Here is a 20,931-nt window from a genome sequence, read left to right as displayed (position 1 = left end):
TACGACCATGGAAACCGCGAAGATCAAATGCCCCAACTGCGGAAAGTTCAATCGGGTTGCGGCCGCGGCGGAAGGCACACCGCGCTGCGGTAACTGCCACAAACCGCTGCCGTGGATCGTCGCGGCCGGCGACGACGACTTCACCGAGGTGACCGCACACTCTTCGGTGCCGGTCCTGGTCGACCTGTGGGCGACCTGGTGCCGGCCCTGTCTGATGGTCAGCCCGGCACTCGAACAGCTCGCGGCCGAACGGGCAGGTCGGTTGAAGCTGGTCAAGGTCGACGTCGATGCCGCACCGCGTACCGCCGAGCGGTTGGTCGTGCGGGCGGTGCCGACCTTGCTCGTGCTCGACCGTGGCGAGGCGCTGGCCCGGCAGGCGGGCGCTGCTCCGATACCGGAACTGCGGAGATGGCTGGACCAGGCCCTGTCCGATCGAGCAGACAAGGGGGTGACCGCATGACCTCCACCCATACCGATCCCCATATCGCTGCGATCCGGCCGGTGGCGCCGCGGACACCACAGGGCTGCGAGGAGTGTCTTCGGCTCGGCACGCCATGGCTGCATCTGCGGCTGTGCCTGACCTGCGGGCACGTCGGGTGCTGCGACTCGTCCCCGATGCGGCACGCGCGAGCCCACGCCGCCGGGACCGCCCACCCCATCGTCCAATCGATGGAACCCGGCGAGAATTGGCGCTGGTGCTACGTCCACCAGAACTTCGTCTGATGAACGTCGAAACCCCCGACGAGGTCGGTGCGTATCCGCGATTGTCGGAGGCGCAGGTGGCGACGCTCGCCGTCGGCGGCGCCCAGCGAGCCGTGCGCGCCGGTGAGACGTTGGTTCGCGCCGGCGCGCCGAGCGACGAGTTCTTCGTGATCCTGTCCGGCACCGTCGCGATCGTCGACGACGATGCGGGGCAACACCGGGTGCTACGCATCCACGGGCCCGGCCGATTCCTCGGCGAGCTGGGCCTGCTGGAAGGTCAGGTCGCGTTCTACACCGCGGAGATGACCGAAGACGGCGAGGTGCTGGTCGTCCCGGTCCAGCGGATACGCGCGCTGGTCGAACACGACCCGGTGCTCAGCGATCTCATTCTGCGCGCGTATCTGATCCGGCGCTGCCAGCTGCTCGACATCGTCTCCGGGTTCCGAATCATCGGCTCCTGCTACTCGCCCGACACCCTGCGGCTACGCGAGTTCGCGGTGCGAAACCGACTGCCGCACACCTGGATCGACCTCGAGCGCGACAGGAGGGCCGAACAGCTCCTGCGTGATCTCGGTGTCGCACCCGAGGACACCCCGGTCGTCATCTGGCGTGGCGAGCGGGTGCTGCGCAATCCGACGAATGCCGAATTGGGGCACCTCATCGGCCTACCGGTGCCGACCATGTTGCGCGAGGTGTGCGACCTGATCGTGGTGGGTGCCGGCCCAGCCGGCCTGGCCGCCTCGGTGTACGGCGCATCGGACGGGCTCGACACCTCGGTGCTGGAGGCGATCGCGGCGGGCGGGCAGGCAGGCACGTCCTCGCGCATCGAGAACTACCTGGGTTTTCCCGCGGGCATCTCCGGCACCGAGTTGGCCGAGCGAGCGGTCATCCAGGCCGGAAAGTTCGGTGCTCGATTGCTGGTGTCCGCGGAGGTAGTCGGGCTGGAAGCCGAGGATGGACACCATCTGCTGCGGCTGGCCGAGGGCGGCACGCTGCTCGGCCGCACCGTCGTCCTGGCCACCGGCGCCCGCTATCGCAAACTGGCCGTGACCGGGATCGAGCGCTTCGAAGGCACCGGCGTGTACTACGCCGCGACCCATCAGGAGGCGGCGATGTGCGGTGTGGACCCGGTGGCGATCGTCGGCGGCGGTAACTCCGCAGGGCAGGCGACGGTGTTTCTCGCGGGTCACGTCGAGCACGTGCACCTACTCATCCGGGATGGCGATCTCGGCAAGAGCATGTCCCGGTATCTGGTCGAGCAGGTCGAGCGACACCCGCGTGTGACGGTGCACCGCAACACCGAGGTGCGAGAGGTCACCGGCGTCAGCGACCTCGAAGCAATCGTGGTCGAGAACAATCGCACCGGGGAGCGGGACAAGCTCGCGGTCCGCGCCCTGTTCGTCTTCATCGGGGCCATCCCGCGCACCGCGTGGTTGGCGGACACCATCGCGCTCGACGCGCACGGCTTCGTCCGCACCGGCCCGGACGCGCACGACCCGGCCGAGCAGCGACGCGATTCCGGACGTCGACCGCTACCACTCGAAACAAGCAGGCCCGGCGTCTTCGCGGTGGGCGATGTCCGTAGTGGCTCGGTCAAACGAGTCGCGTCCGCCGTCGGTGAAGGTGCGATGGCGGTGCGCCACATTCACGAATACTTCGAGAGGAGCTGACCGAAATGCCGGTAATGGGCGTTGTCAAATTTCAGCGTTTCTTTCGTGCCGCGGCCGGGCTGCAGGTGGACCGCAATGATCTCAAGCGCTACACCGAATTCATCGACGACAAGATCTACGACCTGTTCATCATCGCCAAGGCGTCAGCGAAGGCGAACTCGCGCGATGTGATCGAATCGTGGGATCTTCCGATCACCGCGGGACTGCAGCAGAGCATCCATCGGTTCGAGAAGCTGGATGAGGAGATCGAGCTGCAACCGCTGCTCGACCAACTCGCCGCGCGCCCCCCGCTCGACCTCGCCCTTTCGGAGGATACCGAGCGCCGACTGCCGCTGATCGCCGGCGGCCTCAGCGTGGCGCTCGCGCAAACGTTCGTCACGATCGCACCCAAGGTCAAAAATCCGGGAACCGCCGAATGGTCCGCCGTGTTCGAAATATTTCATCTGCTGCTCTGATGCCGCAACGATGCATATTCGTCATGGGCTGCAAACGCCGCATCGATCGGCGTATCATTGATTGCCAACGTCCACAGAATTAGTCTGCATTTGGATGTCCGTCACTCGGAGTGAGTCGGTGCGCGTGACGGCGAGTGGATCGGCCGAAATTAGCCGGGTGGGCGTGGCCGAGGCCGTCGCAGCGCCGGGTTCGACCGAAAACCACGATGGGCCAGGCCCGCCATGAATCAGCAATTGTTGAGTCACCCGATCGTCGATGGCCCGGCGCGTGCGCACCTGGCGTCACTGCACGGGTTGTGCGCGCTGTCGGCGGCGCTGTCGGGCGAGCACGACGAAGTGGAAATACTTCGCATGGCCCATGCGGCCGTCCCGTCCCTCGGCTCGTGTCGCACGCTGGCGAGCTATCGCCGGGTGGACGACGAATTCACGCGGTCCTCGCCGACACGACCTGCACAGCCCGGCCTGGACGCGCAGGTCAGCGCCCAAGGCGGCCAGGGCAGCGTGAACCTGGACGGCGAGAGATGGGGGTGGGCGTTCGTCCTGCGGACCTCGTCCGGAGCGGTCGGTTCGCTCGTTGTCGGCTCCGACCGCGAGCCACGGCCGGACGAGATATTCCTTCTGGAAGTGCTCGCGCAGCTCACCGGTTCAGCGCTGGGCAACGCGACCATGTACGAACGTGCCTGCGCCCACGCGACCGAACTCACCGAGACCAACGAGCACTTGGCCGCTACGGTGCGACGCCTCGAACAGCAGACGCGGGTGCATGAGGTGCTCGCTGGGGCCGCCGCGTACGGACAGGGCGAACAAGGTATCGCCGACGCCCTCGCCCAGCTGACCGATTTGCCCGTCGCGGTCGAAGATCCCTTCGGCAATCTGCGCGCCTGGTCCGGACCCGGCCGACCAGAACCCTATCCCAAAGCCGCACCGGAGCAGCGCGATCAACTGCTGCATCGACTCGCGACCCACAATGCGCCGCTACGGCTCCCCGATCGGGTGATCATGCTGGTGAAACCGCATAGCGATGTCCTCGGCACGGTCGCACTGATCGACCCGGACCATCGAGTCGTCGATGCTCAGCTGTTCGCACTGGTCTACGGCAGCACCATGCTCGCCCTCGAACTCGCACATCAACGCACTCTCGCCGAGATCGAACTGCGGCTACATCGCGAGCTCGTCGACGATCTCGCCTCCGGCACCGACAACGACAGTGCCTACGCCCGCGCCGAAGCGTTGGGACACGACCTGCACGGAACGCACTATGTCGTCGTGGTGCACAGCGCAGGCCGCGCCGACGATTCGATCGCCGACGCCGCGAGCCGCGCCGCGTCGGCCCTGAGCCTGCAATACATCCAGGGCCGCCACGGCGGCGCGGTCGTGCTGATCACCGACCGCAGACCGGATCCAGGCGCCTTCCACCACGCAATCCACGAACGCCTCGACGCCACGCCGATAACCATCGGAATCAGCGGCCGGTGCGAGCAGCCGAGCGACTTCGTGCGCTCGTTCGCCGATGCCCACCGTGCCGTCCACATCCGGCTGCAGTCGCGAATGCCGGACGGCGCGACGGCATTCGAAGAACTCGGCTTCTATCGTCTGGTCGACGCGGCGCACGCCGACGGTCAGGTCGACCGCTTCATACACGAATGGCTCGGTGCCCTTCTGGAGTACGACGCCATGCGGCATTCGGACCTCGTGCACACCCTGGCCCAGTATCTCGAGTGCGGCGGCAACTACAACGATACTGCTGCCGTACTACACATCCATCGCAGCACCCTGCGCTATCGCCTCGGCCGCATCCGCGAACTCACCGGCTTCGACCTACGTGATCCGAACATCCGCTTCAATCTCCAAGCCGCAACGCGCGCATGGCAATTCCTGTCCGCCGGCGCTGCCCCGTGACAGTTGCGACCACCAGCCAGTTCGCCCGACGGATCGAAGCCCCGTCCCGCAGATCGATGGCACCCCATCAAGAGGCAACGATTTCCATCAGCCCGAAACCGTTGTGACACTGTGTCAATCACCTCTTGAGCGTCCTGCCGCAACGAGGTGACCATCCCGGCCGGAGACACGGTCATTGTCGTCGGCTCAACGGGATTCGGCGGCCGATCCGGAGTGTCGGTGCACGCCTCCTGCGTTCAGATCGGTCATCAGGCGTTGTCGAGGACCGCGGTGGGATCGGTTGATCTCGACTGAAACCATTCGCGCCGCAGTCACCGACCGGCGCGATGATCACCACCGCAACTGAGCCATGTTCCGAGCGCTCCTCCTTCGGGTCGCTCATCCAATAATCAGCTACTCAAGACTGGTGGTGGGGCTTGATCCCGGCCAGGATCGAGTCCAGGAACGCGATGGGAGGCTCCCTAATCGGCTGCCCGCCAGTGTTATCGGCGTGGGTCGCTAGCTCACGGCAGGGGAGTGATCGGCGGCTGCGCCACACCAGGTGGTGAGGGTGTTGCGCAGCGCTGCCAGGTCCGGTGCACCGTCGCTGATCCAGGCGATGTAGCCATCGGGTCGGAGGAGCACCGCCGAGGGCGAAGCGACGGTGCCGCCGTCGGCCAGCATCCACGGGTCGGTGGTGCCGGTGGTGGTGATGGTGGTGATTCGTCCCGCCCATCCGGCAACGGCGTCGGTGAGCATTGCGGTGCCCGAAAGGTCCAGCAGCACAGGCTTTGCCGGATGTAGGAGCCGATAGATCGTGGTCGCCTCGCCGCCGGTGCCTATGTCGGCATCGGGGACGCGGCGCCCCAGCAGCGGGTGTGCTCCCGCGCCGGGATAACGGATGTCCAGGCCCGACAGGGTTGCGGTGAGATAGGTGTTGACCTCGTTGAAACCGATGAGGCGGGTGAAGACGGCGTGCAGTTCCGAGATCGGCACGCCCGGCCCGAGCAGCACCGTTTGGGCTCGGACCATCTTCAGGGTGGCGGCGCCGACGGCATAGCGTTCATCGTGGTAAGTATCGAGCAGCGCATCGGTCGCCTCGCCGCGCACCACGGCGGCGAGCTTCCAGCCGAGATTGAATGCGTCCTGCATGCCCATGTTCATGCCCTGCCCACCGGACGGGAAGTGGATGTGTGCGGCATCGCCGGCCAGCAATACCCGCCCGATCCGATAGCGCTCGACCTGCCGGGCGGCATCACCGAAGTGCGTGAGCCACCGCGGGCTGTGCATACCGAAGTCGGTGCCCACCACCCGGCGTGTCGATGCCCGGAGTTCCTCGAGGGTTACCGGAGCGTCGGGCGCGGCGCGGCGCTGGGATTCGGACGTCATCACCCGATACCAGCCGGGCCGGAACTGCATTGCGCTGATCGTGCCGAGTTCGCGGCGATCCAGAAACAGTCGTCGCGGCGGCGGGTCGTCGAGTTCGACGTCGCCGATCAGGCACGCCATCGTGGCATCGGTGCCGGGGAAGTCGACTCCGGTGAGCTTGCGGATCGTGCTGCGCCCGCCGTCGCACGCCACGAGGTGGCTGCCGCGTAGTGTCGCGGGCCCGTGTGGGCCTTCGACGGTGACATCGACGCCGGTGGCGTCCTGATCGAACCCGGTGACCGTGGTGGACCATTGCACAGCGACGCCAAGCTCGGCGGCCATATCTTCCAGGATCTGCTCGACGTCGGCTTGGAAGATGTTGAGCAGGTAGGGAAAACGGGTGGGTAGCGCCGAATGGTCGAGAATGATCCCGCCGAAACTTCCCAGGTCGTGCACCTGCGGACCGGCGGCGAGGAAGCGGTCCGCGATACCGCGCTGATCGAGCAGTTCGATGGTGCGCGGCTGCATCCCGGCGGCCCGAGATCCCTCCATGTCACGACTGGGACGCCGCTCGAGCAGGATCACCTCGATCCCCCCGCGGCGCAATTCGGCGGCCAGGGTCAGGCCGGTGGGTCCGGCCCCCGCGACGATCACCGGGCCCATGGGGTTGTCACTGCACATCTCGAACTCCTCGATATCTCTCGGTGCTCAATCATCGATCGGTGTTTCTCTATCGTTGATAGATAGTACTGGTGCAGTGATAGATTGGCGAGGTGGCGAAGAAACTGACCCGAGAGGCCATCGCCCGAGCCGGGCTGCGACTGCTCGACGCCGGCGGCATCGATGCCATCACCACGCGCGCATTGGCCGCCGAACTGGGCGTCCAGTCGCCGACCCTGTACTGGCACGTCAAATCCAAACGGGAAATCCTGCGCGCCATGGCGGTCGCCATGAGCGCCGATGCGGCGGCCACGGTGACCGCCGCGGACCGCCGCGCCCCCTGGCAGCACATCCTCACCAGTTGGGCCTCCGCGCTCCGCGCGGCCATGCTCGGCCACCGAGACGGCGGGCAGGCGTTCGCCGGATTCCTGGCCTCCGACCCCGCCACCTTCGAGATCACCGAATCATTTCTGCAGGCCCTGTACGACGCCGGCGCCTCAACGGATCTCGCGCCCCAGTGCGCAATGCTGGTGCGGCACTTCGTCGTCGGCTTCTGTGTCGAAGAACAAGCACTCGCCGAACTACAAAACGGCGCCGACCACCCCCGCGACTCGATCGCGGCGGCCGACCCCACCCGATACCCTCTCAGCGCCCGAGGGCTCCGGGCCATCACCGCCACCGGTCAAGACCAGCGCTTCCAACTCGCCCTGCGCATCACGGTCGCCGGCCTCACCGCCCTGATGGATGAAGAGCGTCAAAAGGCTTCAGGTAAGGCCGTTTCCTCGGGTTTCGGGCAAGGCGAACAGCGCGGAAGAGGCGATTGCATAACCGAGGGCACGCAGTAACTTCGCACCGCCGGTCCTCAGTGCCAACCGGTGCTCAGGTGGGTTCCGGGACCTGTTGTCCGCTGGCTTCGTGGGGTTCCAGTAGGGCATCGATGATGGTCGCGGCGTGCCAGCGTTCGAATGCGTGGTGGCTCCAGCCGCGCTCGCGTACCAGGCGTCGGTAGTTGGCTGGCTGGATCTGGAGCCACAAGACGTCGGCAGCGGTCTCGTGCGTGATGTCGGCCCGTAGTGTTCCCGTCGCGGCGGCCGCCGCGACGATGCGTCACACTGCCAGGGCTGCGCGGAGGAACTCGAGGATCTCCGACCGGGCAACCTCGGCCTGCGGTTCCACGCCCGGCAGGGTGAGGAATGCGTGCCGTGCTCCCGGGTATTCGGTGAGCCGCACGGACGTCCCGGCCGCCCGCAGTCGTTCGGCGTAGCGGCGGCCGTGATCGGCGAGTGCGTCCCGGGTCGGCACAATGAGCAGTGCGGGGGCGAGCCCGCTCAGGTCGTCCGCATACAGCGGCGAGAATGCGCGGGCGTCGGTTCCCGGTGGGACGGCGAGCCGCTGCAAGAGCCGCAGTACCGGCGCGGCGGGAGTCGGGCTGTATGCGTATTCGGCGATGGAGGGATAGTCGTACATCGTCCGGGTCACCTCGACTGCGGGATTGACCAGCACCTGCGCGGCGAGCCGCAGGCCGGCGTTCCGGGCCCGGATCGCGGTCAGGGCGCTGATCAGCGCGCCGAAGCTCTCGCCGAAGACGGCCGTGCGCGCCGGGTCGACGCCCCACTGCCCAGCGTTCCGCACCACGTGCCCGAGCACGTCCCAGCCGTCGTCGGCGGCGAGGCGTTTGCCGGTAGCGGGGCCCAGGATTGGATACGTGGTCCATCTAATCTGACGTCATCCACCCCCCGGTCACAGGTGCGGTGTTGGGGTGTACCCCAAAGCGACAGTTGTCAGTGTGATGACAGGTCGGATTCCAGCGTTGTGTGCGCGATATAGGTAAGTATAAACTTACTGTTCGTGGGGACTTACCAAAGTGAAGCGCTCGACGCGCTGGGCGATCCGACTCGGCGGGCGATCTTCGAGCGGCTCGGTCGCGGGCCGTGCGCGGTCGGCGAACTGGCCGCAGAACTGCCGGTGAGCCGGCCCGCGGTGTCGCAGCATCTGAAGGTGCTCAAGCAAGCGGGCTTGGTGGTCGACGAAGCGGCGGGCACCCGCCGGATCTACCGGCTCAACCCGGCTGGAATCGAGGTGTTGCGCACGTATTTCACCCACTTTTGGTCGACAGCGATGTCGGCTTTTCGCGACGAGGTGAACAAACCGGCCCGCACGGGCGAACCTGAGGAGCAGTCATGACCGAGCAGTTGAACGACAATGAAGTACGCGTCGAATTCACCGTCGATTCGCCCATCGAGAAGGCATACGACGTGTTCACCACTGGTATGAACAGCTGGTGGCCCCGTGAACATCACATCGGGGCGGGCGCTCTGGCCGAGGCTGTCGTCGAGCCTCGCGTCGGCGGGCGGCTGTTCGGCCGTGAGACCGATGGCACCGAATGCCCGTGGGGTCGGGTGCTCGTATGGGATCGTCCCACCTACTTCGCCTTCTCCTGGGACATTTCCTTGGACTGGCAGTTCCAGCCCGACCAGGCCAAGACCAGCCGCGTCGACGTCACCTTCACCGCTGTCGATAGCGGGCGCACCGCGGTCACATTGGTGCATTCCGAATTCGAAAACCACGGCGAGGGTTGGCAATCCATGCGCGACGCGGTCGGCTCCGATGGCGGCTGGCCGGCACTGAAGGACGGCTATGCGAAGGCCGCCTCCGCCGCGTGAACCTGCGCTGATGGTGCGGTCGATGGCGGAAGCATCCGCATCACCGGAATGCCGCCGTCGAGGTTCGGGCGGGCGTCCGCGCTGTCGGCGAAGAACTGGTCCCACGACAAGCGGGTGTACCCCAAACGACCTATTCCTGTGGGTGCCGTCCGCCGAACTGATCGGCGTATGCGCCCACGGCACCGATGTCGTCGTGCAACGGCCCGGCGGCGAATCGCTCGAGGCCGGGCGCATCTGCAGCCGAGGCAACGTTCAGTGTGTCCATGATCGACGAGAACCTATTCGGCGTCGGTGACCACGGCGATCTGACGGATGAAGGTGTCTTCCACGGCGGAGTGGAGGAGGAAGTCGGCGACGTTTGCGCGAGAGGTCGAGGGGAAGATCGGCAATTTCGTGACGTCTGCGAGCGCAACGGCGTTGTAGCGGGTGCTGTCACCATTGTTCAATGCTCCGGGGTATTCGAGGGTCCATTTCAGATCGCTGGCCCTCAAGAGCACTTCCGATGCGGCTTTGTCTGCGTAGGTTTTCCGAAGCACGGTTCGGAAAATGGGGCCGACGAGGAATGAGGCTTTGGCGAGGGAGTCGCCGACTCCGAACGCCGACAGGAGGACGAAACGGTCAACGCCTGATGTTTTCGCCGATGCGATGACTGCGCGGACGGTGTCGGTGATCAGCGTCGGGGTCTTGCGGGCGTTCGTCACTCCGAGCGTGCTGATGATCGCGTCGTGGCCTCGGGCTGCCGTCGCGATCACGGTGGCGTCGGTGACGTCGCCGGCGACGATTCGAGCGCGCGGATCAACGGTGGCGTCGGCCCGCCGAACGAGGGCAGTGACCTGGTGCCCCTGGTCCAATGCCTTTTTCGAGAAGAGGACGCCGGTGCGCCCGGTTGCTCCAAGAACAAGAAACTTCACGATACTTCGCTCTCTATCGAAGGATGAATGAGCGTGCTGGTGCGGCTGAGCGGCACAGGCCCGATTCCCGCCCATGCCGTGTCGGACCCCTCATGCCTCTGCGGGCAGCGGCCTGTGCGGCAGCGGTCCGGCTCGTCTGAGCGCTGTGCACCGCGACAATCAGCCGCCCATCACCGGAACATCGTCAGGGTCATCAACTAACTTAGTCAGTTACCCTGACTATGTCAACGCGGAGTCGAGGTCTGTTGGTGCCCGCCGGTTGCGGCAGGTCGGGGCCTGCGGGTATCGGTGCGGACAGCTCGGCGTGGGCGGGTCTACCGCGCGTAGGGGTCTGTGATCTCGCGGAGTTGATCCAGGATCTGCTGCAGCAGCGTGAAGTTGCGGGTGCCCAGGTATTGCTTCCACTCCGCGAGGATCTCGTCGCGTGTCGCCTTGGCCACCTCGACCGCCTGGCGGCCACGTTGCTCGATCACGATCAGTCGGGCGCGGCCATCCGCGGGGTCCGGGATCCGGCGGACGTAGCCCAGATTTTCCAGCTGATCGACCATCGCACTGGCGCTCTGCTTGGTCATTTGCGCCTGGTCAGCGAGGTCTGTGAGGCGCGAACCGTCCTGGGCGACGCGCTGGAACACTCGGCATTGAGCGAGGGTCCAGTCGTCGTATCCGGCATCGCGCAGGGCTCGGAAAATCCGGTCCTCGGTGTACCGGTACGGAATGAACAACGACGTCCCCAGATCAACCCGCTGCTCGTCGTCCATGCCGCTCCCAGCTCCATCGCCCGCCCGATTCCGCGAGGCTCACACCCTACGCCGCCGCCGATTCGACCGCGGCGGCGGCGCGGGCCGCGAAGCTGTGCACGCCGCGTTCCGCATGCGCCGCCCGCCCCTCGGCGACCTCGCATCTGCTGGCGTTGCTACCGGTTCGGATGTATGACTATATTAGTAATGAAAGCTGACTAATTTGGAGAGTGGCGGTCGATCTGGTGCTCATGGATGCCAAATGATGGTCACCTGGCCCACCGCATCATCGCGGGGCGGGGTCCGTCCCGCGGGCGCTGCGCGCACTCCCAACTCACCCCGAAACCCAATCTCGAACAAAGGACCAGAACTCATGATTTTGATTACCGGAGCTGCCGGCACTGTCGGTTCGGAAGTCATCACCGCGCTCCTGCCCACCCAGGCAGGTCACCTGCGGGTTCTCACCCGCAATCCCGCCGCGGTTTTCCCCGACGGCGCCCAGAAAATCGTGGCCGACCTCGGTGACAGCGATCTGGTACCCGTGCTGGACGGTGTAGACGCGGTGTTCCTGCTGACCGACGGGCTCCACATCGCCGCACACGATCACCGACTCATAGCCGCGGCGCAGCGAGCGGGCGTGGAGCGGATCGTCAAGCTGTCCGTGCGCAACGTCGGACACGACGCCACCGACCCGATCACCACCTTGCACCGAGCCGGTGAGGAGGCGATCCGTGACAGCGGCATCGGGTGGACGTTCCTGCGGCCCACCGCGTTCATGTCCAACGCGCTCAACTGGGCGGGAATGATCGCGGCCGACCAGGTCGTGTACGCCCCGTTCGCCGGTGGCCGAGCCGCTGTCGTCGACCCGGCGGACATCGCAGCGGTCGCCGTGGCCTGCCTCACCCAAGACGGCCACAATCACCGTGTCTACGAGCTCACCGGCCCCGAACCACTCAGCCCCTGCGACCAGGTCACAATTCTCAGCCATGTGCTGGGCCGCGACCTGCGCTACGCCGAAGCCGACCCGGCCAGCGCGCTCGCGCAGATGGTGTCCTACGGCATGCCCAAGGAACTCGCGCACGCCGTCATCGAGCTCTTCCGCTCCACCGTGGAACCGTATAACTCCGAACCGACAGGTGACATCACCGCAGTCACTGGCCGCCCGGCACGCAGCTTCACCGCCTGGCCCCAGGCCCACCACAACGAGTTCCCCACTCCCGAAGCCGTCCAGAACGCCGCAACCATCGAGGAGGCACGGTGAGGACCTCCGGCCCCGGGGTCGACACCCACGGGATGGTTCTGATCCACCGTGTTATTCGGCGCGAGTTCGGCCAGCTCCCCCGACTGTTTCGCTCCGCGGCCAACGACCGTGCACGATCGAAGGTCGTCGGCGCGCACGCCCGGGAGATGCTGGACTTCCTGCACACGCACCACACCGGCGAGGACGAACTGCTCTTTCCCCTGCTGCGCAAGCGAACCACGCTCGACCCGGATCTGATGGACCGGATGGACGTACAGCACGCACAGGTCGACGACACCGTCACAGCCCTCAACACGGAACTGCCGGTGTGGACAGCGACCGCGGACCCAGCCACCGGCGAGAAGATCGCCGCCCGCATCGAAGCCACGATGCCGACACTGATCGATCACCTGGCCGAGGAGGAGCAGAAGCTGCTCCCGGTCGTCTCGGTCACCCTGACGCACAGCGAATGGGACGCACTCGGCAAGCACGGCATGAGCGCGATCCCGCTCACCCGGCGACTGATCATCCTCGGCCACATCACCGAGGAAGCCGACGACGCGGAACGTCAGAGGTTCATGCGGGTGATACCCGCCCCAGCCCGTTTGGCCTACAAGCTGATCGGCCACCGCCAGTTCACCCGCGAAACCACCGCGCTCCGCGGCTGACCCAGCTCGCGACCCGGCATCACAGCCCAAACCCGTCCTTTCCCCAGCCAGAGGTGCGACCACCATGACTCTCACGATGTCCACCCACCTTCGTCCTCGTCCCCGGAGCCTGGCAGGGAGGCTGGGCCTGGCAACCGGTCGCCCGGCGGCTGCGTGAGGTCGGCTATGCGGCCGCTAGGGTCACCCCGCCCGGCCTTGCCGACGGCGACGATCGCGCCGGACTCCGGCTCTCGGATGCGACCGATCACGTCGTGACCGTGGTCGAACGCCGCGACCCCGGTGAGGTCGTACTGGTCGGCCCGAGCTGGGGCGGCTAGGTGATTACGGGCGCCGCGAATGCACCGATCGGCCGCCTGGCCAAGGTGATCTACTCCATCTGCGTGCCGCGGGTGGCGCGCGCCGACGCCGTGTCCATCTCCTGCGGGATCCTGATGCTCTGTCAAACCCGGTGAGACAGGTCAGGTTCCGGATTCTGTGTTGATGTTCTCCTTCAGGAGCTGGTTGATCCAGGCGGTCCTGGGTAGTTCGGGCGGGGTGGCCGCCGGAACCGGCCGGGGTTGGCGGTGTAGGCGGCAGCGACCTGGCCGCGTTCGGCCTTGATATTGGTGGCTGTGTGGCCTGCAGCCGGGCTGCTGCTCGTATTCTCGCTCGGGCCCCGCGCCTGGGTCGTAGTGGACCCGTCGGCGTGCTGAAGGTTTCCTGAGCGAAACCATCGTCGTGGCAGTGGATTTCGTGCCGTCCGATACCTTGAAGACGCGGCAAAACCGTGGGATGCGAAGGAGAGGATGCATCGTGGGCCTGTTGTTGGTGGGGCCGTTGTTGTCGACAGTCGCAGGGCTCCTGCTGCTCGGGTACGCCGTCCGCGAGGCGGTATATCAGCGCCGCCTGCGACGCGAGGGGATCCGTACCGAGGGAGTGGTAGTCCGCCACAACAGGCAGATGGGTACGGAGGGTGGCTCTCACGCGATGGTCCAATTCGTTGATGCGCAGGGCACCCTGCAGGAGTTCCGGGCAGCGGTCTCCGGTATCAAGGGCCTGCCCGTCGGTGGCCGGGCCCCGGTGGTCTATCTCCCCGGCGTGCCGAAAAGCGGACGCCTCGACCTGGCCTCCAAACTGCGGTTCGCCCTTTTGTTCCCGGCCGTAGCCGGCACGATATCCATTTCCTACGGGATCCAGGTGCTCTGTCAAAACCGGTGAGACAGGTCAGGTTCCGGATTCTGTGTTGATGTTCTCCTTCAGGAGCTGAACAGATTCCGCGCTAACCGATAAACATTGACCGGGGGAATCGGTACTGAGCGGCAGCGGTTGCCGTGGCACCGACTCACCATCCTATGGTCGGCTCACGAGACTGGAGACAGGAAATCACCACATGATCGATCGGACAATGATGGGGCCGCTGACGCTGGCGCTCGGCGTCACGGTTATCGGAGTTGTCGGAGTCGAGGTCATTGGGACGCTGCCGGGGCACCCACCAATTCTGGAGGCTTTGTCTTGGCTCGTCGCAATGATCGCGTTGCCCGGCACGGTTACCTATGTGGTTACTCGTCGTGACTTCGGCGGTCGGGGCGCAGCGCTGGCCACGGTGGGGTGCGTGATCTTGATGGGCGTGGGTGCGTGGTTAGGCTTCGTCTTCTCATTTTTCGCCTTCTTCGTTGCCGCGGCGGTCTATCTGGTACTGCGCCGCCGGGTCCGGGTCGGTTCGGCTCTCGCAATCTCGACGGTCACCTTCATCGGAGGGCTCGTAGTCTCCGTGCTGGCGATGGCCCGCGCCCTGGATGGCATGGGATGAACTACAGCCGGAAACGTAACAAGGATCCGAACATTCGCAACTTCCTGCAACGCCCGGCGAGATCAATAGGTTCTCAGCACCGGTAAACCAGGCCCGGAACGCATGAACACCCGAAGGATCGTCCGGCCGCTACTGCCGGACCTTCAGCAACCCATCAGGGCAATAGTGTTGACCGGCCAGGGCAACGGGTTACATGCTTAACCACATGGGTTCGTTCTCTCTGGTTCATATGTATCCCTTGATAGTGCTCGCTGTGGCTGTGGTCGTGGTCGTCGTCCGAAGAATCGCCAATGGCGGCAAGGCATCCCGGCGGCGTAGTCCCGGACCCGAAAACGCGGGGCTCTGGACGCAAAATATGACTCAGCATCCGCCGCAGCACCACAATTACCACCTCGGCGGGCATCACCACAGCGGTGGTTCTCACAATGGCGGTGGGGGACACCACGGCGGTGGCGGGTTCGGTGGCGGCCACCACGGTTAGTGACTATCACAAACGAGCCGAGCATCTCCGCGTGCGCCGCGCAACGGCTCCAGGGAGCCGTGGCACCGTCTGATTACGCATGTGACGTCGCTGTGGCAGACCCCTTTCCGGCATCGCGGTCTGGATCCTCACACCGCGGCACCTGCCGTACTCGGGGGTCATCCACCGGGCCAGTTTCACGATCACCCGCGTCCACACTGGGTGCCCTGGCTCCGGTGCGGGCCGAATGATGTTCTACGGCTTGGCTTAGTGGCCAGACGCCGGCAACCTCCCACAGGCCTGCTGCTATGTGGCGTCGGCCCCATCGACTGCGGTGGACTTCCGGCCAACTACGTCGCTGTCACGATCACGGGCTAGTCTGCGCAGGTGAAAGCAGCACGCGCGGACACCGGGTACAAAATGGGCGCGCTGCGATCGAGCGGCCCGTCGATCAGGGGTTGCGGGACAGCTGTCCGGGATCAGCTCTTCGTGTCGTCTGATTTCGAGTCTGGATCGACCTTGTCCGCGCGCTCCCATTCCTTGTCCAACTCGGTTCGCGAATCAGCCGCATCGCTGTGATGTACCTGCGCCTGCTGGGCAAGCTGCTCGGCTTGTGCTGCTTTGACCTCGGCTTCCGCCTTTGTCGCGCGGCTCCGGGCAGCGGTTTCTTCGGCTCGTGCTTCTCGTTGACCGACCTCGAATTCCTGTTGCGCGGCGCGCTCGCGGATACCTTCAGCTTCGGCTCTCTGATGTTCGCGTCGCTTGCGCATCAACCCCCAGGCCACAAGCAAAACAATTACAACAACGACCACAATGATCACGATCGTAATGGTGGTGCTCATTTTCCGACTCCTCGCACTCGCCCCTGTCTACTCTAACGCTGTTCGACCGCCCGCGAACTGGGAGAATGAGAAATTAGACCAGAGTTGGCTGCCTCGTAGCTGTGGATACCGGAACGATCGGTGAACTGAATGACTTCTCTGTGCTCGAGTTCCTACTCTCTTGGTGTCGAATATATGAGCGGGAAATGCTGCGGTTGAATTTTGTTGTGGCAGTGCGTGATCCAGTCGATTGTCGTCCACTGGATCGATGCGATAGTCGGCCACGGTCGGGTGCGAGACGGTTCCCATTTATAGATTTGCGAGCAGCGATTCGGGTGCCATGTTGTCGAAACGCGCTCCTGGGGCCGGGGATCACCGGATGTTGTTGCGGTGGCGATGCGTTCGACGGTGCTGCCCGGTCGGGTGTGCGGGCTCGGTCGGCCCGGCTGTTTGGCTGTTGCTGAACGGGTATCGCCGAGGTATGAACAGCAGTGTTCCCGCGGCGGATGATGGGCACGATTCCGCTATCGGACAGCCACATTCCAGGGGTGGAGGAGAGCCGATCACTGCCGCGGAGGCTGCGGCAGCGCGGGCGAGCACGCCCGCGCATCCATTGGGACGGCCCGGGCGGTTGTTCGACCGTCGTTCACCGTTCCTGGTCGGGATGACCGGCGCTGCCGGAGTCGCGGTCACGTATGCGCTGATCCAGGCGATTCTTGCGGCAGGGCAGGCGCTGACGTTGATCGTGGTGGCATTCTTTCTGGCCGTCGGTCTCGAGCCTGCGGTGTCGTTGCTGGTCCGGCGGCGGCTGCCACGATGGGCCGCGGTCACTGTCGTGCTGTTGCTGGCGATCGGGCTGTTCGCTGGATTTCTGGCAGTGGTCGTGCCTCCGCTGGTCTCGCAGGGAGCCGCGTTCGCTCATAAGGCTCCCGACTACCTCCACCATCTCGGGCAGCGGTACCCGATCATCAATACCGTCGATTCTCGCTTCCATCTGCAAGACCAGGTTCGTCATTCGCTCAGCACGGGAACGTCCCGACTGGCCGGTGGCGTCCTGGATATCGGCCGGGCTATTTTCGGCGCGGTGACTGCGACGGCGATCGTGTTCGTGCTCACCGCGTATTTCATGGTCGATTTCACGCGTGTGCGTAGCACCATTTACCGGTTGTTCCCGAGCGAGCGCCGCCCGCGGGCCATCCTGATCGGCGACGAGATCTTCGCCAAGGTCGGCGCCTACATCCTCGGGAACCTGGTGATCTCGCTGATCACCGGTGTCCTGACATTGATCTGGCTGCTGATCTTCGGTGTGCCGTATGCGTTGGTACTCGCGGTGCTGGTGGCTGTGCTGGATCTGATCCCCATCGTCGGGTCCACGGCGGCGGGAGTCATCGTCGCTGTGGTGTCGCTGACGGTCTCGGTTCCGGTCATGATCGCCACGGGGGCCTTCTTCATCGGCCTGCGCCTGGTCGAGGACTATCTGCTGGTCCCGCGGATTATCGGACGCGCGGTCCGAGTACCGGCGTTGGTCACGGTGATCTCGGTGCTGCTGGGCGGTGCGCTACTCGGCGTCATCGGTGCGCTGTTGGCGATCCCGGTCGCCGCGGCCGTATTGCTCGTAGTCCGCGAAACGGTGTTCCCGTCGTTGGACGAGACCCCCGTCGACTGAACCGTGGAGCCCGCTGTGACCGGACGCCGCGGGCCGGCTCGTTTCCAGCGACTGGGCAGGCGCGGAAATGCACTGTCCGCGCCACGGCCCTGACACGGCACGGCGCCGTGCCAGGGCGGGCAAAGACTTTCACGAGGTGCAACCCGGGCAAACACTGGCGGATGTCAGGAATTGGGTCGAATACCTCGGAGATCTTCTACAACCGAAAGCGCCTTCACTCAGCTCTCGGCATGCGGTCCCCGATCGCGTACGAGATGATCCAATCGCCCGCACAACCCGTGGCCTGAAGTCCAGTAATCTCGACTCCACACAACCAGGGCGACTCACCCCGCTGGTCGAGGTGCTGGCGGACCATGCCGTCGCGCCGCAGGCAGTCGATGAGCCGCAATATCAAGAATGTGCCGAATAGGTGGGGCGTAGTGGCGGTCAGCGCAGGGCCGGGAGGATTTCCTTTGCGTAGGTGGTGAAGAAGCCGTCGAGGTCGGGGCCGATCTGCTGGATGTACAGCTCGTCGACTCCGGCATCGACGTACTGCTGTAGATGTTCGAGGTGCTGTTCGGGATCGGGGCCGACGGCGAAGTGCTGCCGGCTGCTCTCGTGGTCGATCAGACTCATCGCGGCCTCGAAATCGGCAGGGCGGGGCAGGGTTTGGGCGAGTTGGCCCGGGAGCAGGTCGTTGGCCCAGAGGCGGTGCGCGGAGTCGAGGCCGATGTTCTCCTGTTCGGCCCAGGACACCTTGACCCCGGCTTGGACAGGTTTGTCGCCACCGCCCGTGCTGCGGAAGGTGTCGATGAGTTCCCGGTCGGGGACCACGGTGCAGTAGCCGTCGCCGATACGTGCGGCCAGAGTTGTTGCCTGCGGGCCGAATCCGGAGATGTAGATCGGCACAGGTTGTTCCGGCAACGTGTAGATGCGGGCCTCCTGCACCTCGTAGTACGTACCGTGATGGCTGACCGTGTCGCCGCGGTGCATCCGGCGGATGAGCTGTACCGCCTCCTCGAGCATGTCGAGCCGGATGGCGGGATCGGGCCATCGATCGCCCAGGATGTGTTCGTTGAGCGCCTCGCCGCTGCCGACGCCGAGCACGAAGCGGCCCCCGAGCTGGACCGCGGCGGTGGCGGCGGCTTGGGCGATGATCGCGGGATGGATACGCACGGTCGGGCAGGTGACCGCGGTGGTGACCGGCAGGCCGGTGGCTTGTGAGAGTGCGCCGATGGTGCCCCACACGAACGGGCTCTGCCCCTGGGCGTCGTGCCAGGGATGGAAGTGGTCGGACACCCACAGGCGTTCGAACCCGGCCTGTTCGGCGCGTTTGGCCTGGTCGACGAGGTCTGCGGGGCCGAATTGCTCGCTGGCGAGGAAGTATCCGATGCTGACCATGTCGCGCGGTTACCCGGGTGGCATCGTGGTATTCGCCGATCATGATTCCGGATGCCGCCGCCGCGCCCCATGTCCTGCGTGAGTACTCGTTTATCGCCGACGGGCAGCGGGGTGCGCTGGTGGGGCCGCGCGGGGACCTGTCGTGGCGGTGTGTGCCGGGGTGGGACTCATACATGCCCCGCCCGCCGAGCAGCGAGGCGAAAATCGCGCTGGGTGGCGGGATCGGCGGTGACCGAATGCCTTGAGGCGCTTGCCTTTCCGGGCCGCTGTCATGTCGAGGACGGCCTTTCTGTCGACGGGAGACGCACTGCGGCGCGGATACCCGCGCGATCGGGTCGCACACACCGCGATTGGGACTCGAGCGCCCGGGTATCCGCCCGCCGTAGCGGCGACACCGCCGGACTGCACCGCACGACACGGACAGGAGCGAACATGGTTCAACAGGTTGGCGACTACGTGCTGGCGCGCCTGCGCGAATGGGGTGTGCGGCAGGTCTTCGGTTACCCCGGCGATGGCATCAACGGCCTGGTCGCCGCTTTCGGACGCGCGGACAACAAACCCACGTTCGTCCAGGCCCGGCACGAGGAGATGGCCGCCTTCGAGGCGGTCGGATACGCGAAATTCAGCGGCGAGGTCGGAGTTTGCACGGCGACCTCGGGCCCGGGGGCGATTCACCTGCTCAACGGTCTATATGACGCCAAACTCGACCACGTCCCGGTGGTCGCCATCGTCGGGCAGACTGCGCGCAGCGCGATGGGTGGCAACTATCAGCAGGAGGTCGATCTGCAGGCCCTGTACAAGGATGTGGCCAGCGACTATCTGGTCGAGGTGAATGTCGCCAGCCAGCTGCCCAACGCGCTGGATCGCGCCTTCCGGATCGCCCGCACTCGCAGCGCGCCGACCGCGGTGATCATTCCCTCGGACCTGCAGGAGGAGCCGTACGAGGCGCCCACGCACGAGTTCAAGCAGGTGCCCTCGAGCCCGCCGGCGCGGATCAACGCCCAGGTGGTCCCCGATCGGGCCGAGGTCCAGCGGGCCGCGGAGATTCTCGAGGCCGGGTCGCGGGTGGCGATCCTGGCAGGGCAGGGCGCGCGGGGCGCCGCCGCCGAACTCACCGAACTCGCCGACATCACCGGAGCGGGCGTGGCCAAGGCGCTGCTGGGCAAGGACGTGCTGTCCGATGATCTGCCGTTCGTCACCGGCGCGGTCGGACTGCTGGGCACCCGGCCCAGCTACGAGCTGATGCGCGATTGCGACACTCTGCTGATCGTCGGCTCGAATCTGCCCTACGCGCAATTCTTTCCGGAGTTCGGTCAGGCCCGCGCGGTGCAGATCGATATCGACGGAGCCATGATCGGTATGCGTTACCCGACGGAGGTGAATCTTGTCGGGGATGCGAAAGAGACTCTGTCGGAGTTGATTCCGCTGTTGACACCCAAGACCGATCGCACCTGGCGCGAGAAGATCGAAGGGGGTGTGGCGCGCTGGTGGGACACGATCGAACGCCAGTCGATGCTCGATGCCGAGCCGGTGAATCCGATGCGCGTGGTGTGGGAGCTGTCCCAGCGCGTCCCGGACAACGCGATCATCACCGCCGATTCGGGATCCTCGACCAACTGGTACGCGCGCTGCCTGCGGATGCGCGGCACGATGCGCGGCTCGCTGTCCGGGACGCTGGCGACCATGGGCCCCGGGGTCCCATACGCGATCGGCGCCAAGTTCGCGCACCCCGACCGCCCGGCGATCGCGCTGGTGGGCGACGGGGCGATGCAGATGAACGGGTTGGCCGAACTGATGACCATTGCCCGCTACCACGAGCAGTGGAGCGATCCGCGGTTGATCGTGTGCATCTTCCACAACAAC

At 65.6% G+C, this 20,931-nt stretch carries 21 protein-coding genes and 1 pseudogene; 15 read left to right on the top strand and 7 right to left on the bottom strand.

What is annotated here, in order from left to right; translation table 11 throughout:
• The first annotated feature begins 7 nt into the window (after positions 1-7).
• From K7711_RS37625 to K7711_RS37605, 5 genes are all read left to right on the top strand, one after another.
• On the top strand, positions 8-460 hold the full coding sequence (locus tag K7711_RS37625; protein WP_222975995.1) for a thioredoxin family protein: 453 nt from the start codon (positions 8-10) through the stop codon (positions 458-460).
• Positions 457-723 carry a UBP-type zinc finger domain-containing protein gene (locus K7711_RS37620; RefSeq protein ID WP_040828714.1) on the top strand — a complete coding sequence of 89 codons (267 nt, stop codon included), beginning with the start codon at positions 457-459 and terminating at the stop codon, positions 721-723. The genes K7711_RS37625 and K7711_RS37620 overlap by 4 nt, the downstream gene beginning before the upstream one ends.
• Complete coding sequence (locus K7711_RS37615) at positions 723-2,372, top strand: FAD-dependent oxidoreductase (protein ID WP_222975993.1); 1,650 nt, start codon at positions 723-725, stop codon at positions 2,370-2,372. The genes K7711_RS37620 and K7711_RS37615 overlap by 1 nt, the downstream gene beginning before the upstream one ends.
• A 14-nt stretch (positions 2,373-2,386) precedes the next feature.
• On the top strand, positions 2,387-2,827 hold the full coding sequence (locus K7711_RS37610) for a DUF1931 family protein (RefSeq protein WP_222976360.1): 441 nt from the start codon (positions 2,387-2,389) through the stop codon (positions 2,825-2,827).
• A 222-nt stretch (positions 2,828-3,049) separates the two neighbouring features.
• Positions 3,050-4,726: a PucR family transcriptional regulator gene (locus K7711_RS37605; protein WP_222975991.1), complete on the top strand. Its 1,677-nt coding sequence runs from the start codon at positions 3,050-3,052 to the stop codon at positions 4,724-4,726.
• Between the two features lie 498 nt (positions 4,727-5,224).
• Here K7711_RS37605 and K7711_RS37600 read toward each other — a convergent pair whose 3' ends face one another.
• The gene (locus K7711_RS37600; RefSeq protein ID WP_222975989.1) at positions 5,225-6,754 is read right to left on the bottom strand and encodes an FAD-dependent monooxygenase; all 1,530 of its coding nucleotides are present in this window, start codon (positions 6,752-6,754) and stop codon (positions 5,225-5,227) included.
• A gap of 92 nt (positions 6,755-6,846) precedes the next feature.
• Here K7711_RS37600 and K7711_RS37595 point away from each other — a divergent pair, with 92 nt between their 5' ends.
• The gene (locus K7711_RS37595) at positions 6,847-7,578 is read left to right on the top strand and encodes a TetR/AcrR family transcriptional regulator C-terminal domain-containing protein (RefSeq protein WP_222975986.1); all 732 of its coding nucleotides are present in this window, start codon (positions 6,847-6,849) and stop codon (positions 7,576-7,578) included.
• 262 nt (positions 7,579-7,840) lie between these two features.
• On the opposite strand, the gene K7711_RS37590 is transcribed toward K7711_RS37595, so the two are convergent.
• Positions 7,841-8,428 carry an alpha/beta hydrolase fold domain-containing protein gene (locus K7711_RS37590; RefSeq protein WP_235748421.1) on the bottom strand — a complete coding sequence of 196 codons (588 nt, stop codon included), beginning with the start codon at positions 8,426-8,428 and terminating at the stop codon, positions 7,841-7,843.
• A gap of 153 nt (positions 8,429-8,581) precedes the next feature.
• Between K7711_RS37590 and K7711_RS37585 the strand changes: the two genes are divergently transcribed.
• A complete protein-coding gene (locus K7711_RS37585) occupies positions 8,582-8,917 on the top strand; it encodes an ArsR/SmtB family transcription factor (protein ID WP_222975984.1) in 336 nt (111 codons plus the stop codon).
• Positions 8,914-9,396 (top strand): SRPBCC family protein, encoded by a 483-nt coding sequence (locus K7711_RS37580; protein ID WP_222975982.1) that lies wholly within the window; start codon positions 8,914-8,916, stop codon positions 9,394-9,396. Before K7711_RS37585 ends, K7711_RS37580 begins: the two co-directional genes overlap by 4 nt.
• Before the next feature lie 130 nt (positions 9,397-9,526).
• Here the strand turns inward: K7711_RS37580 and K7711_RS48665 are convergent, their stop codons facing one another.
• The 3 genes from K7711_RS48665 to K7711_RS37570 form a co-directional block, all read right to left on the bottom strand.
• Positions 9,527-9,661 carry a hypothetical protein gene (locus K7711_RS48665; RefSeq protein WP_268929637.1) on the bottom strand — a complete coding sequence of 45 codons (135 nt, stop codon included), beginning with the start codon at positions 9,659-9,661 and terminating at the stop codon, positions 9,527-9,529.
• 13 nt (positions 9,662-9,674) lie between these two features.
• Positions 9,675-10,307, bottom strand: coding sequence for an NAD(P)-dependent oxidoreductase (locus K7711_RS37575; RefSeq protein WP_222975981.1), 633 nt, complete (start codon positions 10,305-10,307; stop codon positions 9,675-9,677).
• Between the two features lie 314 nt (positions 10,308-10,621).
• Entirely contained in the window at positions 10,622-11,065 is a 444-nt protein-coding gene (locus tag K7711_RS37570; RefSeq protein WP_222975979.1) for a MarR family winged helix-turn-helix transcriptional regulator, read from the bottom strand.
• Positions 11,066-11,417: 352 nt separating this feature from the next.
• On the opposite strand from K7711_RS37570, the gene K7711_RS37565 reads away from it, so the two are divergent.
• From K7711_RS37565 to K7711_RS37545, 5 genes and pseudogenes are all read left to right on the top strand, one after another.
• Complete coding sequence (locus tag K7711_RS37565; RefSeq protein WP_222975977.1) at positions 11,418-12,305, top strand: NmrA family NAD(P)-binding protein; 888 nt, start codon at positions 11,418-11,420, stop codon at positions 12,303-12,305.
• Positions 12,302-12,952, top strand: coding sequence for a hemerythrin domain-containing protein (locus tag K7711_RS37560; RefSeq protein ID WP_222975976.1), 651 nt, complete (start codon positions 12,302-12,304; stop codon positions 12,950-12,952). The genes K7711_RS37565 and K7711_RS37560 overlap by 4 nt, the downstream gene beginning before the upstream one ends.
• Positions 12,953-13,053: 101 nt before the next feature.
• Positions 13,054-13,269, top strand: a pseudogene (locus tag K7711_RS49410) (alpha/beta fold hydrolase); the annotation flags it as partial.
• A gap of 475 nt (positions 13,270-13,744) precedes the next feature.
• Positions 13,745-14,149 (top strand): DUF3592 domain-containing protein, encoded by a 405-nt coding sequence (locus K7711_RS37550; protein ID WP_222975974.1) that lies wholly within the window; start codon positions 13,745-13,747, stop codon positions 14,147-14,149.
• 172 nt (positions 14,150-14,321) lie between these two features.
• Positions 14,322-14,741 carry a hypothetical protein gene (locus K7711_RS37545; RefSeq protein WP_222975971.1) on the top strand — a complete coding sequence of 140 codons (420 nt, stop codon included), beginning with the start codon at positions 14,322-14,324 and terminating at the stop codon, positions 14,739-14,741.
• A gap of 939 nt (positions 14,742-15,680) precedes the next feature.
• Here the strand turns inward: K7711_RS37545 and K7711_RS37540 are convergent.
• Positions 15,681-16,043 carry a hypothetical protein gene (locus tag K7711_RS37540; RefSeq protein WP_222975969.1) on the bottom strand — a complete coding sequence of 121 codons (363 nt, stop codon included), beginning with the start codon at positions 16,041-16,043 and terminating at the stop codon, positions 15,681-15,683.
• Between the two features lie 460 nt (positions 16,044-16,503).
• On the opposite strand from K7711_RS37540, the gene K7711_RS37535 reads away from it, so the two are divergent.
• Positions 16,504-17,688 (top strand): AI-2E family transporter, encoded by a 1,185-nt coding sequence (locus K7711_RS37535; RefSeq protein WP_222975967.1) that lies wholly within the window; start codon positions 16,504-16,506, stop codon positions 17,686-17,688.
• Between the two features lie 426 nt (positions 17,689-18,114).
• On the opposite strand, the gene K7711_RS37530 is transcribed toward K7711_RS37535, so the two are convergent.
• Complete coding sequence (locus K7711_RS37530; RefSeq protein ID WP_222975964.1) at positions 18,115-19,068, bottom strand: TIGR03557 family F420-dependent LLM class oxidoreductase; 954 nt, start codon at positions 19,066-19,068, stop codon at positions 18,115-18,117.
• 432 nt (positions 19,069-19,500) lie between these two features.
• On the opposite strand from K7711_RS37530, the gene K7711_RS37525 reads away from it, so the two are divergent.
• The coding region (locus tag K7711_RS37525) for a thiamine pyrophosphate-requiring protein (RefSeq protein WP_222975962.1) at positions 19,501-20,931 on the top strand (1,431 nt) is incomplete at its 3' end.

The organism is Nocardia coffeae (assembly GCF_019890715.1).
Taxonomy (GTDB): Bacteria; Actinomycetota; Actinomycetes; order Mycobacteriales; family Mycobacteriaceae; genus Nocardia; species Nocardia jiangxiensis.
The sequence above is the reverse complement of the archived record's forward strand: the minus strand, read 5'-3'. Positions and strand labels throughout refer to the sequence as shown.